Genomic DNA, 13755 nt, shown 5'->3' on the forward strand with positions numbered 1-13755 from the left:
GCGGTTTTTTATTGTCTGTTGTTTGGCTATCTGCCATATAACGGTCATACAGGGTTGTTACTTTGTCGCTCTTATCATAATTATAATTGGGCCTAGCAGTGACTGTGCAACGTAAAGTTTTAGAATATATTTTAGATAACGGTGAAATAACCACATTATTCCAACCTATTTTTGATATATCTAATCACACTATTTTAGGCTACGAAGCCCTTAGTCGAGGGCCTAAAAATAGCCCTTTAGAGATGCCAAATAAGCTCTTTGCAGTTGCTCATGAACATGGACTGATTTCTGAACTTGAGTTGTTATGCCGCTCCAAAGCAATCGAAAATTTTGTAAAGTTGGCCTTGCAAGGAAAACTGTTTTTGAATGTAAGCCCTAAAACTTTACTCGATCCGTGCCACCCCAAAGGAGAAACCCTGCACTTAATTGAGCAATTTGGTTTAGCGGCCAATCGCGTAGTGATAGAGGTGACGGAGCAAGAAAAAGTAGACGACGGTTTCTTGTTGTTAAAAACTATAGCGCATTATCGAGAGCTGGGTTTTACCATAGCAATAGACGATCTGGGAGCTGGCTATTCAGGGCTAAAGCAGTGGTCAGAGTTACAGCCCAACTATGTAAAAATAGATCGTTACTTTATAGATTACTGCGATCAAAGTGAGGTTAAAAAAGAGTTTTTAAAATCAATTACCGTGCTGGCTAGAGCAACTAACACCTCCGTGATTGCTGAGGGGATTGAGCGTCCGGAAGAGTTGGCATTAGTCGAGGGTTTAGGTATTAAAAATGTACAAGGTTTTTTACTCGAAAAGCCAAGTCAGCAACCAAGTTACGATTTTAGATCAGAGCAAATACAAGCCCTTACGCTAAAGGAAAAAGATCAATTTGATCAATCTATGGCAATAGGGTTGCTAAACCTCACACAAGCTCAAATTGGCAGTGAAACACGCTGTAAAGATGCTCATAAGCTATTTGAACAGGATAAGTCGATTATTAGTATCGCGGTATTAAACCAGCAAAGTCAGCCTGTGGGGCTACTACACAAGGATCAACTAACCGAAGTGTTTGCGGCACCTTATGGCCATGCGCTTTACGATAAGCGCCCAGTGACAGCCTTAATGGATAAGCATCCATTGGTTGTCGACGAAAATCAAAAACTAGATACGGTGAGCCAGCAAATAACGGAGCAAGATTTTGATATTCGTCGTCATATTGTGATTACACGCAATAATAAGTATTTGGGATTAGCGCCACTTAGAGATATTTTAAAACATATAACAGAAGAAAAAATTCGTCACGCCCAGCATGCTAACCCGTTAACGATGTTACCTGGCAATGTGGCAATAAATGAAACAATCGAGCAGAGATTGCGAAGCAAAGATAAGTTTTCTCTAGCTTACATTGACTTAAACCATTTTAAGCAATTTAATGATTTATATGGCTATGCCAGTGGCGACAGTGTGATCAAGCTGTTAGCGGATGTAACCGTGCAAGCTTGCGCAAACAGTGCTAACTTTGTAGGACATATTGGTGGCGACGACTTTATGGTTGTGTTTGATCAAACCGACGCGGTCGCTATTTGTAATACTATTATTGAACAATTTGAACAGCAGTCGAGAGTCTTCTTTACACCTGAGCATATAAACAATAAAGGGTACTGGGCAACAAATCGCGAAGGCGAAAAGCAATTTGTGCCTTTACTTACTTTATCAATAGGCTTAGTGGAACCTGATTTACAGCAGTGTAAAAATAGTCATCAAGTCGCTGCATTAGCAACGGATGCTAAAAAAGAAGCCAAACGATATCGCCATAGCTATCTTTTTATATGTAAACGCAGAAGGCCAGCCCCCGCAGTAGTGCGCTTAACAACTAATAAAAGGGCGATTTAAAACCATAGGTGATAACTAAAATGATAACTATGTTGCCATTGAAGTATTTAATTAGTGCGATAAGTTTATTTGCGTGTAGCGCGATAGCAAACGAGGTTAATATTGTACATATTGCACAAGAGCAGCGTGAGCAATATGTTCCTGACGATTACTTGAAAAAACTACTCAGCAAAGCGCTCGTCAGCGCACAGTATCCTGCAGATATTCGAAGTGTATTTATTCACCCTCACCAGCAACGGATTTTAATTGCGCTTGATACAGAAAAATTAGATTTATATTGGAGTATGAGCAGCCCGGAGCGAGAATCATTAGCTATAGCGATTAAAATACCTTTATTTAAAGGCTACATAGGCAAAAGGGCATTACTGGCCAGTAAAGACAGCTTGGCTAGTTTTAAAGGTGTTAATACCATAGAGCAGCTTAGCAAGCTTTCTGCTGTGCAAGGGCATGATTGGCCTGATACCAAAATAATGGAATTCAATGGCTTGCATGTAAGGCCACTTGCAAATTATCAAGCGATGTTTACTTTAACCAGCAGTGGGCGTATCGATTATTTTCCGCGTTCATTTATAGAGGTGCATTCTGACCTTGCGGCTAACAAGCAAAGCAACCTCTCAATTGTACCTAATCTTTTCATAAGCTATCCAACTGGATGTTATTTCTTTGTATCAAAGCGTAAACCAGAGCTTGCAGAGGCAATTGAAAAAGGATTAAAAATAATGCAAAAAAATGGAGAGTTTGATGCGTTGTTTAATGAGTACTTTGCCAAAGAGATAAATAACTTGCCTTACAGTAAAGCTGATACTGTTGAAATTAAACTCGACAACCCTTATTTTTAGGCACAAAAAAAGGAGCCCAAGCTCCTTTTTAACATGCTATTAAACGCATTAAATTAGCGAAGTAACGACTCAGTTAATACTGGACGAATTTCACGAATAATTGCTTGAGTGAGTTTTGGCGAACCACAGATGATATTGCCACTGTGGTTATAGTTATTGCCACCAGCGAAATCTACAACCATACCGCCCGCTTCTTTAACCATTAGTTCGCCCGCAGCAGAGTTCCACGGTTTTAAACCAATTTCAAAAAATCCATCAACACGACCCGCTGCAACATATGCCATATCTAAAGCAGAACAACCCGCACGACGAATGTCTGCAGTGTGAACAAATAATGCTTTAAACGCTTCGGTGTATGCATCCATGTGGTTTTTGTTTTTGAAAGGGAAACCAGTAGCAAGTACAGTGCCTGCAAGAACCGTAGTTTTGCTAACACGTAAGCGTTTGCTATTAAGTTGAGTACCTTGACCGCGAGATGCAGTGAAAAGTTCACCACGAATTGGATCATAGATAACAGCTTGGTCTAAACGACCTTTAACTTTAAGTGCGATAGAAACCGCATAATGAGGGATGCCTTTGATGAAATTAGTTGTTCCATCGATAGGATCTACAATCCATTGGTAATCATCATCCTTGCCTTTATGCTCACCTAATTCTTCACCAACAATAGAGTGAGTAGGGTAAGACTGTAAAATAGTGTCACGAATTACGGCTTCGGCTTCTTTATCAATGTTAGTTACTAAGTCGTTAGCGCCTTTTTGTTGCACTTCAACTTTTGATAAATCTTCACTTGCGCGAAGTAAAATTTTGCCTGCGTTGCGCGCAGCGCGAACCGCAATGTTTAACATTGGATGCATGGAGTTACCTTTGGGTTGTAAAAGAACGTTTATATATTTCAGCCGGCGTATTTTAGCGACTTTTGACATAAAGTAAACAATAAACCCCAAATACTTATGTTTGTTTTTTATACAACATTGAAAGTTTAGCGTATTTATTAAAATATTTAGAGGGGATGCTGCTTTTAAAATAAAAAACTAAAAATAACACTTTACCTAAAGTTAGCTTGAGGTTTTATCGTGTGCCTAAATTAATAAACAGGAACACATTATGTATTTAGAGCACGTTAATTTAGTCGCTAATAATATTGAGAGCATGCTTAAATTTTATCAAGCCGTCTTTCCGAATTGGTCAATTAGAAGTGAAGGCGAGGGTACTTGGTATGGAAAGCCCAGACGCTGGGTACACTTTGGCGATGACACCCATTACATAGCAATAAGCGATCATGGTGAAGGTGAAAACAGAAACCTATCGGGTCATCAGGTGGGTTTTGCGCACTTTGCTTATGTAACTAATAACCTAGATGAGGTAATAATACGTTTAAATAAAGCAGGCTTTGTAATAAGTAAGGATGGCAGTGACAACCCATTTAGAAAAAACGTCTACTTTGTTGATCCGGCGGGTTTTGAAGTAGAGTTTGTCGAGTATTTAAGTGATATCCCCAGTGAAAGAAATAATGATTTGTAGCTTTATACTAAGCACCGTAAATTACGGTGCTTAAACATACTCAATATTATTGACGATTATTACCAGCTCCCAGCTGGGTTTTTAGCTCATTAGCAAAACTTATAAATTTTTCTTTTATGGTGCGTTTAATTTTTACTTCAACAGAGCCTAACACTGCTCTTCCTTCAATATGAATAGTGGGTCCTTGGCGCTTATTGAGCGATACCGATTTATTTTCAAGGCTACTTAAAATACAAAACATTTTAGACACTACGTTTACATGCTCCGGTACGTAAATTTCATCGCTGCCAAAAATACAATTAACGTGAATAGTCACATTTTGATGAGCAAAAATAGCGTCAGTAAAATCAAGTACCACCGAACCCATAAAATTGCTTAGATAAATATTTTTTGGCACAACCCATTGGCCACTTCGCTCGTTAGAGCCCAAGATGCTGCGTAGCGTAAAGTCATCATCACTGTTTTGCTGTGCACTGTAGTGTGGTGTGAACTGCGATTGTTTTTCGGCTTTGTATTGCTGATCGGTATTAAGTGTTAAATCTTCTACTAAGGCGAGTAGGGCTTCGTTATTAGATGCATCCATCGCTTTATCTAAGCGCCTTTCAAATGCATCAACAGAAATAATTCCATGACTGTAATTATAAATTAATTGATCAATGACTTGTTCGCGCACTTGCTCTATTGGACGGTCTTCAACTTTTACAGACATGGGCATTCCTTATTATATTCGCTATTAATATTGCTCTTGTTAGTTTGATTGCAAATCATATACCACTTATAAGTACTTTAATTATCAATGGGTTAATTTTTAACTCGTTTTTTTATTTCGTTATATTAACGATAGATTAACCAAAACAGCAATTATCTAGCTAATTTTACTATTTGAGAAAGTTTTACCGATAAGTCTGTAAATACTGGCATAGCCATAATCAAATTATTATCAGAATTAAGCTTAACTCATTGATTTTTAATATTAAATAAAGTTGGCCTAAAGTTCGCATTAATAAAAGTGTCTTTAATCAAAAGGAGAAAGATTATGAAAACATTTAACAAATCTATTATCGCGGCTTTAGTTCTTGGTTCTACGGCTATGAGTGCCCAAGCAAACAGCTGGGAAAACGAAAGTAAAGATGCTTGGATTGATGGTAAGGCAGAAACAGTTCTTCTTATGAACACTAATCTAAACAACTTTGACATTAATACAGATGTAAAAAATGGCAAGGTAGTACTTACAGGTAAAGTTGATAGCGAAGTAGAAAAAGAGCTAGCAGAAGAACTTGTACTTAGCCTAGACGGCGTATCTGGTGTTGACAACAGCCTTACAGTTGTTAAAAATATGGATACTAAACACACAGACAAAGACATGATGAACGATGATGATAACGACTTAACTGACGCTAAAATCACCACAGTAATCACAACGCGTTTCCTGTTTGACTCAGAAGTGGGCGGAACAGATATTGACGTTGATACCGACAACGGTATAGTAACCCTTAATGGTTCTGTAGAATCTGAAGCTGAAAAACAGCTAGCAGTTAAAATCGCTAAAAATGCTGAAGATGTTCGTGACGTAGTTGATGAGTTAACTATCGTTGCTGAATAACACAGTGTAGCTAAAACCCAGCATTGCTGGGTTTTACGTTTTTTATACCAATAACATTAAATCAGTGAGCTATTTAATGCTATAGAAAGGTCATATTTTTAATGAAATTGGTATTAATACTTAATTTAAATGGAGTTTTATCGTGGATATCATTCGTATAATATTATCTGTTTTATTGCCGCCGCTGGGTGTGTTTTTACAGGTAGGCTTAGGTTTACATTTTTGGTTAAATATTTTACTAACCTTGTTAGGCTATTTCCCAGGACTGATACATGCAATTTATATTATTGCTAAAAAGTAATACTGTTCAACCCGCTGCATAAGTCGCTGTGACTTGAAAATGACGATTTTTAAGTTTAGAGGTAAATTGAATTTATCAGCGGGTCGTAATTTTAATCAGTCCACACCTTCACCGTTCGCTCTAAGTTTTGTAAATTTAATATTTACACCCACCGAAAGTTTACTATTTAAGCAGTTAGCTTACTGATTGTTAAAATAAATGTTTTTGGTAGTGACAAGCCCCTAAAAAGTTTTTATACTGCAGTCCACTTTAGTCACTCAGGTGATTAAACGTTTCAAAATTAACTGTTTCAGTTATATAAAGTTGGCCCCTTAGCTCAGTTGGTTAGAGCACACGACTCATAATCGTTAGGTCCCCAGTTCGAGTCTGGGAGGGGCCACCATTTTTACAAGCTTTCCAAGTGAACACCTACTAACAAAATTTAATTCTTATATCTACGGAACGGCTACGGATCGGATTTTGGCAAATTAAATTTGTGCGAATGAAGCTACTGAGCTGATTTTATTGTTTAGTGCTTTTCTACTTTTTCCAAACACTGGTTCACTACACTTTTTAGGCTGTCCAAGTTTGGATTACTATTGGCGAGGTGTCCGACTTTTTCGCAGTGCTATAAAGTTGCATCTAAAAGAAGGTTACTTAATTACGTTTCTTTATGGACTCTAAAAAGGTGGGCTAATTCACGTAGAGCTTAATATAGTATTTACTATTGGCATGATCACCGTTTACTGCCATTCGTTAGGCGTTCCCCAAGAGATTGAAATACTTTGATCTCACTGGTTGCCTTAGTAGGCGCGTTATCGCCTTGCATTTCGTTGTGGGTTTTAATTGCCGCTATCGCTGCCGTGGCGTTTAACATGCCCTTTTCTTCATGTTCCCTCATAGATTCAGCAATTATCTTTTCTAGCGCCTTTAGCTTTTCAAGCTTTGTCATGATAAAAGCCTCTTTAGTCATTTTTTGATGTGCTTCAATCGCTTTTAAAATGTTGGGTTTTGATAGGTTTTCAGATCCTATAAATTTAGCTGTTTTTTCACTATAACCCGCGCTAATAGCTGCTTGTGTTGCGTTGCCGCCATTGAGCAAATAAGCCTTTATAAAAGCGTCTTGTTTAAGTGATAGCTTACACATCATACCCTGCCTTACATTAAAGAGATTTACTGTAGCATTGTAACAGGTGGGGCTTTCAATTATGAATGTTCACTTTTTATAGTCGGGAAATTACACTGCCTTTACGTGACTTCCGAAATATCTAAAGGCACGTAAATGTGTCGTTATAAACATTAGATATTGATAGGATGGGTTATCAGTTAAAATAAAAGTAAGATAGCAGGCTTAAGGTTTTAGCCTGCTTGTGTTGTAGTCTTTAGTTTGAGTGTTTTTATACCCCTTGCCTCGGCCTTTTGCTAAATAAGATAACCAATACAAAGCTTCAAGCCTTTTTTCTGGTGAGTCAACATAGATATAACTCCTACGATTTTTAGAATAAAAGCCGCCCATATCTTCCCATACCTGCTTGGCAATTTTACAAACATAGTGCGATGTTTTCACTAAGTCACCATCAAGCCATAATGCAACATGGTAATGCTGTGCTTTGGCGTTTTCTTGCTCTCTTACCCAGCAATAGGCTATTTCATTAATACCATAATGCGCGGCAATGCGTGTTGCCAACCGCTTTCTAAACAGCGTCATTCGTTTGTTATCTTCGGTCGGTTCGGATTGGTGCAATTCAAGCATGACAAATGTTTGTCGCTTCCATTTATCTAAACCTAAATCAAATTGTTCAAATGACTTTTTAAGCATAAAAGGGTAACATCCTGAGCCACCAGCATTGACTGGTATTGACTCACCTCTATGCAAGACGGTATTAGATTTTGAGATATGCTTCCTGCCAGTTGTGTTTTTACGCTTACCCCTCTGCATAAACTCTTAACAACCTTCAAGACGATAATATATACGACCGTCTGAAATTGCACTACCCAATAACAATGCGCAAATTGATAATACTGGGTTTAAGTCAATAATCAGCGGACAAAACCGCCAAGACAAAACCGCCAAATAAAGCCACGGACAAAACCGCCAAATTTTTATAAAGCTAAAAAGTAAGTGAAAATGATAAAGAAAGTGAATATTAAGCATTATTAAGTTACCCTTAATTAGCTGGTGGCTAGGTCGCCAAACTTCTCCACCAGCTGTGGTTATTGGTCTTAGTTCGTATAGTGTCTAGCTATGCGTTCTAGGACTTTCCAAGTAACTTATTAAGCTTTGTTATTTGCTTTTGTGTCATTGCTGGTTTATTAAACCAGTAGCGCCTTACGCCTTTATGCTCTATGCCATGTGGGTCAAGCACTATTTGGTCAATCCAGTTAAACACAAAACCTTTATTTTTAAGTTCTCTTATTCTTGCGGCTAAATGGCAAACACCTATTTGATCTGCATCATAACGATTAATAGTGCCATGCTCGACTATGTATTTAGCTACAATAATTTGTTGATTGTGAGTTGATGGGGCGTGTTTTTTCATTGTTAAACCTCCTTACCAGCTAATAAAGCCTGTACAGCATCGGCAGGCCATAGCAAGCGACCTGATGGTAGTTTGATAGGTTTAATGCCGTAGAAGCTGCCCGTTTTACATAGGCGTGTTCTTATGGTGCTGGGCTTGCCATGCAATGCTAAAGCAAATTGTTCTGTGGTTAAGTTGTGGTTAGTGGATGAGTTTATGTTCATGCTAATATCTCTCGTTGTTTTATATTAGCGTGTATTATGCGGTGTCGTTAAGTGTGACGGGGGGAGGGATATTAACGATTATTTAATTTATTGTGTTTTTTAAGTGTTCGTTTTAGCCACTCTTTGATTTTTTCTCTTTCCTCCATTGGTACTTTTTTATATTGCCTAACGATTTGATCTACACCAACCCCTTGATGCTCAGCTACAGCAATAAAACATTCATTCATTTCTTTGCCAGCTTTATTCGTAAACGGAACGCCAGCCTGTAAACTTTGTTTGTAAACTAGCTGAACGATGTGGCGTGGGTCGTAAAGTGTTTTTTCTGGCTGCCCTCTTTTCCTTTTGATTTTATCTATTTCAGCATCAGTTAAACCCATAATTAATAGTGCCTCTGGGTTTTTAGTTCTTTTGTATAACTCTTCGGCTTTTATCCTAGCAGTAGCAAGGACATCATCAATCTCTAATGGGTGAAGCTCTCCATTGTTTTTAGCCTCCATAACTTGTTTAACAGCTTTAATTACTTTGTCTGTTACTTCATCATTAATTTTGTTATCGCTCACTTATTTAATTCCTTTTATAAGTGTTAGATGCCCGTCTTTAAACTCAGGAATCGCTATATCTGCTTGTTCTAAAATCCAAGCCTCTAAAGTGGTGTGCCACTTCCTCAGTAAATCTAGTGGTCTTTGTTTGTAGTGCTTTTCAGCGGTAGCACTAGGCTTGTGCCCCATTATTTGTGCAACGACACCAGTAGGGATTTCTACCCATTCACTTAGGTTTGAAAAGCTGCGCCTTAAACCGTGTAAGGTTAGGCCCTCAATACCAGCGGCTTGAAAGGCTGGTTCAAGGCTTTTTCTAGGGTCTGTTAGTTTGCCTGTTGCACCAGTGGGGGTGGAGAAAACCCATTCATTTCTACGGGGTAAGTTAATCAATAAACTAGCCACATAGGGTGTTAATGGGATAACCCTATAGCCTGCTTCTGCGCCCTTGCTGGTGGCTTTATCTCTGATGGTTATACTGTTCCACTGAAAGTCTAATTCGGACCATTTAAGACCCGTTAATTCATTTCTACGCGCACCAGTTAACAATAGGGTTTGCACATAGGCTGAAATAACAGGGTTTTGTATTTGCCTTACATATTTGAAAAAAGCGGGGAGCTGTTCTTTTTGTAGAGTATCGGTTCGTGATTTAAGTTTTGTAACTGCGCTTTTTACATCTTTGGTTTTAAGCTTTGCTATGTCAATTAAACCCGTGTATTTCTCTTGTTCAGTACACCAATTCAAACAGGCAAACAATAAGCGGTAGGTTTGTGCGGCAACGCCTGCGCGGGTTGCATTTTCTTTTTTGAGCCATGCTTCTATTTTTTTTGCGCTCAAGTCTTTTAGCTTTAGCGATATAAGCGGGTATAAACAACCAGCTTTAGTTAATCGGCCTTTACCCCTAGCCCAAGGCTGGTTTGGCTCTTGTATGGCTTTGATGTGGTCTTTATGGTGCTTCTCACCCCATCGGCCTTTGTTTGATTCTATATATTCAAGCCATACTTGTTTTAACTTGATAGTGCCGCGCAATTCTTCTTGTTCTTCGGCTAGCTCAATAGCTGCTTTTTCTCGTTTAACTTTAGTTGGGCTTATAAAGTTTTTAGCATTTTTTTGATACTCGTTCGCTTTATCTCTGGCTTCGTTAATATCAAAGCTATCGACAGGACCAATAACAGCCCTCTTTGTTTTGCCATTTATTGACGCTTGGAAAATATATGTTTTTTTACCTGATGAGTAGGCTCTTATGCCTAGCCCTGTGCAACCACTATCCCATAGAAAGGACTCTTTTTTATCATCGGCACATTTAAAGCTGCGTACTCGGTCAGCGGTAAAATTTACCTTATTGGTGTTAGTATCTACTTTAGCCATTTGAACCCCCTTATGGTTCTTCTGGTAGCCCTAGCTGTGTTGGCGCATAGTTAGGGCTTTTTATCTTCGCGGATCGCTCACGGAACGGCTGCGGATCTATTTTGAGTAAATATACATCAATATGAAACAATGCGCCATATGTGGTTTATGTGCTATAGGTCAGTGTTTATGGGGTTTTTTGAGGTTTTATCAATACGGGTAAATGCTTTTCTTCTTCGACTCATAATCGTTAGGTCCCCAGTTCGAGTCTGGGAGGGGCCACCACTTTTAAAAGCTTTCCAAGTAAATACCTACTAACCAAAATTACCTTGTGCTACTTTTCACTATAGCAGATGCATTAAAGCTTACTATTTTGAATACGAGACAGACGGTGATCCCCCCTAGAAATAATAGATTTGGAACTGATTTCTTAAGTGAATCAAAGGTTACAAGCTGACTTTAAAAGTAATACGCTGAGTGGCTTTACAGCCACAAACCAGAAATTCAATCTCTGCACGAAGGTAGGAAAGTAAAACCTAACTCCACATCAGTTGCTTTTCTTAGTCTGAAGGGGGAAAAGGAGCTTCTTGATAGTAATGAAAAAAGGAAATAGACTTAAAATTTGCAAGACTTAACGAAACAAAAGTGCTTTTTAACGGGCTGAGTTTGTATCTAAGTAATTTCAGATTTAAAGTGACCTAGCTCTTGAGACGCAGTTTCAAGAGCTATTTGCCTAATTATCCCTAACTTTTGCAGCTCAGTCTGTACCACTTCGGTCTAAGTCCATGACCGCCATTAGAAAAAATAGTGCGCTATTAGTCGTTCTTTAAAATGAGCATGACCATTTACTTCAAATCTCTCAAATGCTTACGCTGTTGCTATTATGTATCACTCTTCTTTACTAGCTTATCTAAATCACCAATTAATGAGACTAGCTTGTTGTAAGAGTGATGATTTGTTTGTTTGTAATCTTCAAATTTGCCTTCATTTTTCACTCTCTCAGTTTTATTTGTCTCACTGCTATTTTCTAGTGTTTTAAGTAATACATTATCAATAATGCGAATATTACTTTCGCTGGTTGTTTTTTCGGCGAATTTTGTTTTCAGTTCATATTGAGATAGCAGCGGATTTTTTTGATAGGTTTTTTTATCAATATCTACTTTATTACTTTGTCCTACTTCAACTAATTCACCATTTTGGGCGGCGGCATTGATTTCATACTCTTCTTTTTTATTGTAGTGATCTGGCCGATCAAGTTGATAATCAAGGTGAGTATTTGCAGTCTTGCTTTGATTAACTTCATTTGAGTTGCCAGATTTATTCAGCTCGGTGCTTTGCTTTAATTCAACAGCACTCGTAGAAGACGTTTTGTTAGCTTTAGAAAATTCAAATTTAGCATCAAAATCGGCTAATTTAGAAATACCAGTGCCTAAGGCGTTGGTTTGTTCTTGGTTAATATCTTTATTACGAGGATCCTTTATAATTATTTTGTCGACTAAGTCTGCGACTATGTCTTGTCCATTAGTAAATTGTTCCTTGGCAATTGACTCTATACTGCTATATTGCTCTGCTGCTGTAGACATGCTACTAAAAGCGTCTTTAAATAAAGCAAAGCCTTTGCGCATGTTCATGTCACTTTGGCGACCAAATATTGATTCATTATCCTTACTATTGCCTTTACTATTTTGGCGATTATCTTCCAAATTTTTATCTAAAGTACTAAGGTATTGCTGCATTTGTTGGTCATCTTTGTTGCCAAAAATAGACATGTCTAACGCGAAGTTTATTTTTTCAGCCCCATTTGATGATTCAAATACAAGCCCTTGTTGCTCTTTACTAATGTTATAACTAAGAGAAAGAGCATCATTTTCATACTTAGTGTTTTTATTATCGTCTTTATTATCATGTGTTTTTGAAAACGATACATCAAAGCCTGATAGCTGCTGACTATTAAAATCGGCTAAAAAAGTCATGTCAATCTTATCTAAAGAGTCATCGCCGTATTTTGATGTTTTTGTAAGGCTGAAGTAATCATCGGCCATTTTACCGACTCCAGAAAGCACTTCGGTGAGTGCCTTATGCTCAGCTTCGGATAAATCGCCTTCAACTTCATAGTTAAGAATCGTTTCATTTTCTTCTATAGAATCATTCTTTGAGTAATCAATAGAGATGCGAACAATGTCACCTTCTTGTGTTTTTACTGATAATTCAAACCCAGACGTTACATCATCTTTATAGGCCTGGACTGTTTCTTCGATGCTTTTTTTACTTTTGGCTAGAAAGGATTTTTGCTCATGACCTAATTGCCCAAGCCCAAGTAAAATATCACTTGTATTGGTATAGGCTGTATTTACATCTTGTACTGATTTATCTAGATAAGCGAGTAGATCATCACTGTTTTTATTTTGCGTTAAGCCTTCTTGGTAATTGGTGAATATTGTTTTGGTGGTAAGTTCTTCATTAGACAGTTTATACGTGGAAGACGCTTGTTGAGTCGATTGAGGTATTAATTTAGAAAGCTCTTGATGCAGTAGCTGCTCAACTTTTTCTTGGCTGAATTTGCTAAGGAGTTCTTCTGTTATTTCTGGTGCAATACTTTGCAATTCATCCGTGAGTGCGTACTCTGAATTACTGTTTGCTTGCGTCATTTTTGCAATTGAACTCGGCATTCCATTAAATATATTAATCATAATCATTCCTTAACTCTGAATTTATATTAGCCTATGTATCGGTCAGTAAATTTAAAACTTTAACCTAGAGCGTATTAATCTTTGGTGGTTGAATTTGCAGCAGTGTGTTTGGTGTTTAAGTAAGACAGAGCCTATGATGTGTGGTTGCTCACCATAAATAGGCGATAACGTAGCATCAATACCAAACATACGCTGCCCTTTGGATTCTTTCTAGGGGCTATTTACTCTTTGTTGCTTACACGGATGCAGGTAAGGGGCGTGAGCAGGACGCGGAAGCTTTGCTCGGTTATTACTTATTCTTACAGGGATG

The 13755-nt window shown here is 38.0% G+C and carries 14 protein-coding genes and 1 tRNA gene; 6 read left to right on the forward strand and 9 right to left on the reverse strand.

From position 1 onward, the window contains the following. The first annotated feature begins 98 nt into the window (after positions 1 to 98). Both CWB66_RS01820 and CWB66_RS01825 read left to right on the forward strand, forming a co-directional pair. Positions 99 to 1883, forward strand: coding sequence for a bifunctional diguanylate cyclase/phosphodiesterase (locus tag CWB66_RS01820; RefSeq protein ID WP_138584116.1), 1785 nt, complete (start codon positions 99 to 101; stop codon positions 1881 to 1883). Positions 1884 to 1912: 29 nt separating this feature from the next. After that, the gene (locus CWB66_RS01825) at positions 1913 to 2722 is read left to right on the forward strand and encodes a substrate-binding periplasmic protein (RefSeq protein ID WP_138584126.1); all 810 of its coding nucleotides are present in this window, start codon (positions 1913 to 1915) and stop codon (positions 2720 to 2722) included. A gap of 53 nt (positions 2723 to 2775) precedes the next feature. Here CWB66_RS01825 and suhB read toward each other — a convergent pair whose 3' ends face one another. After that, positions 2776 to 3579 (reverse strand): inositol-1-monophosphatase, encoded by an 804-nt coding sequence (suhB, locus tag CWB66_RS01830; RefSeq protein WP_002957826.1) that lies wholly within the window; start codon positions 3577 to 3579, stop codon positions 2776 to 2778. A 250-nt stretch (positions 3580 to 3829) separates the two neighbouring features. Between suhB and CWB66_RS01835 the strand changes: the two genes are divergently transcribed. Beyond that, on the forward strand, positions 3830 to 4246 hold the full coding sequence (locus tag CWB66_RS01835; RefSeq protein WP_138584117.1) for a VOC family protein: 417 nt from the start codon (positions 3830 to 3832) through the stop codon (positions 4244 to 4246). A gap of 46 nt (positions 4247 to 4292) precedes the next feature. Here CWB66_RS01835 and CWB66_RS01840 read toward each other — a convergent pair whose 3' ends face one another. Further along, a complete protein-coding gene (locus CWB66_RS01840; RefSeq protein WP_138584118.1) occupies positions 4293 to 4955 on the reverse strand; it encodes a LiaF domain-containing protein in 663 nt (220 codons plus the stop codon). Between the two features lie 327 nt (positions 4956 to 5282). Here CWB66_RS01840 and CWB66_RS01845 point away from each other — a divergent pair, with 327 nt between their 5' ends. The 3 genes from CWB66_RS01845 (at position 5283) to CWB66_RS01855 (ending at position 6532) form a co-directional block, all read left to right on the forward strand. Continuing rightward, positions 5283 to 5849, forward strand: a complete 567-nt coding sequence (locus CWB66_RS01845; RefSeq protein ID WP_138584119.1) for a BON domain-containing protein — start codon at positions 5283 to 5285, stop codon at positions 5847 to 5849. 142 nt (positions 5850 to 5991) lie between these two features. Then, a complete protein-coding gene (locus CWB66_RS01850) occupies positions 5992 to 6150 on the forward strand; it encodes a YqaE/Pmp3 family membrane protein (protein WP_008166086.1) in 159 nt (52 codons plus the stop codon). A 305-nt stretch (positions 6151 to 6455) separates the two neighbouring features. Next, positions 6456 to 6532: transfer RNA gene (locus CWB66_RS01855), tRNA-Ile, on the forward strand. 333 nt (positions 6533 to 6865) lie between these two features. On the opposite strand, the gene CWB66_RS01860 is transcribed toward CWB66_RS01855, so the two are convergent. From CWB66_RS01860 to CWB66_RS01890, 7 genes are all read right to left on the reverse strand, one after another. Beyond that, positions 6866 to 7279, reverse strand: coding sequence for a terminase small subunit (locus CWB66_RS01860; protein ID WP_212747805.1), 414 nt, complete (start codon positions 7277 to 7279; stop codon positions 6866 to 6868). Between the two features lie 201 nt (positions 7280 to 7480). Beyond that, a complete protein-coding gene (locus CWB66_RS01865; protein ID WP_171037448.1) occupies positions 7481 to 7948 on the reverse strand; it encodes a YagK/YfjJ domain-containing protein in 468 nt (155 codons plus the stop codon). Between the two features lie 433 nt (positions 7949 to 8381). Further along, entirely contained in the window at positions 8382 to 8669 is a 288-nt protein-coding gene (locus tag CWB66_RS01870) for a helix-turn-helix domain-containing protein (RefSeq protein ID WP_138584121.1), read from the reverse strand. A gap of 2 nt (positions 8670 to 8671) precedes the next feature. Further along, positions 8672 to 8872, reverse strand: a complete 201-nt coding sequence (locus CWB66_RS01875; protein WP_138584122.1) for a helix-turn-helix transcriptional regulator — start codon at positions 8870 to 8872, stop codon at positions 8672 to 8674. A gap of 71 nt (positions 8873 to 8943) precedes the next feature. Then, the gene (locus CWB66_RS01880; protein WP_138584123.1) at positions 8944 to 9432 is read right to left on the reverse strand and encodes a hypothetical protein; all 489 of its coding nucleotides are present in this window, start codon (positions 9430 to 9432) and stop codon (positions 8944 to 8946) included. Then, a complete protein-coding gene (locus CWB66_RS01885) occupies positions 9433 to 10776 on the reverse strand; it encodes a tyrosine-type recombinase/integrase (protein ID WP_138584124.1) in 1344 nt (447 codons plus the stop codon). It abuts the gene before it with no gap. An 860-nt stretch (positions 10777 to 11636) separates the two neighbouring features. Continuing rightward, positions 11637 to 13445 carry a hypothetical protein gene (locus tag CWB66_RS01890; protein ID WP_138584125.1) on the reverse strand — a complete coding sequence of 603 codons (1809 nt, stop codon included), beginning with the start codon at positions 13443 to 13445 and terminating at the stop codon, positions 11637 to 11639. Between the last annotated feature and the right edge of the window lie 310 nt (positions 13446 to 13755).

The sequence above is a fragment of the Pseudoalteromonas sp. S558 genome (genome assembly GCF_005886635.1).
Taxonomy (GTDB): domain Bacteria; phylum Pseudomonadota; class Gammaproteobacteria; order Enterobacterales; family Alteromonadaceae; genus Pseudoalteromonas; species Pseudoalteromonas aliena.

Coding starts and splice junctions, on each gene's coding strand:
- CWB66_RS01825 (WP_138584126.1), top strand. CDS start 1,913: ATGTTGCCATTGAAGTATTTAATTAGTGCGATAAGTTTATTTGCGTGT.
- suhB (WP_002957826.1), bottom strand. CDS start 3,579: ATGCATCCAATGTTAAACATTGCGGTTCGCGCTGCGCGCAACGCAGGC.
- CWB66_RS01835 (WP_138584117.1), top strand. CDS start 3,830: ATGTATTTAGAGCACGTTAATTTAGTCGCTAATAATATTGAGAGCATG.
- CWB66_RS01840 (WP_138584118.1), bottom strand. CDS start 4,955: ATGTCTGTAAAAGTTGAAGACCGTCCAATAGAGCAAGTGCGCGAACAA.
- CWB66_RS01845 (WP_138584119.1), top strand. CDS start 5,283: ATGAAAACATTTAACAAATCTATTATCGCGGCTTTAGTTCTTGGTTCT.
- CWB66_RS01860 (WP_212747805.1), bottom strand. CDS start 7,279: ATGATGTGTAAGCTATCACTTAAACAAGACGCTTTTATAAAGGCTTAT.
- CWB66_RS01865 (WP_171037448.1), bottom strand. CDS start 7,948: ATGCTTAAAAAGTCATTTGAACAATTTGATTTAGGTTTAGATAAATGG.
- CWB66_RS01870 (WP_138584121.1), bottom strand. CDS start 8,669: ATGAAAAAACACGCCCCATCAACTCACAATCAACAAATTATTGTAGCT.
- CWB66_RS01875 (WP_138584122.1), bottom strand. CDS start 8,872: ATGAACATAAACTCATCCACTAACCACAACTTAACCACAGAACAATTT.
- CWB66_RS01885 (WP_138584124.1), bottom strand. CDS start 10,776: ATGGCTAAAGTAGATACTAACACCAATAAGGTAAATTTTACCGCTGAC.
- CWB66_RS01890 (WP_138584125.1), bottom strand. CDS start 13,445: ATGATTAATATATTTAATGGAATGCCGAGTTCAATTGCAAAAATGACG.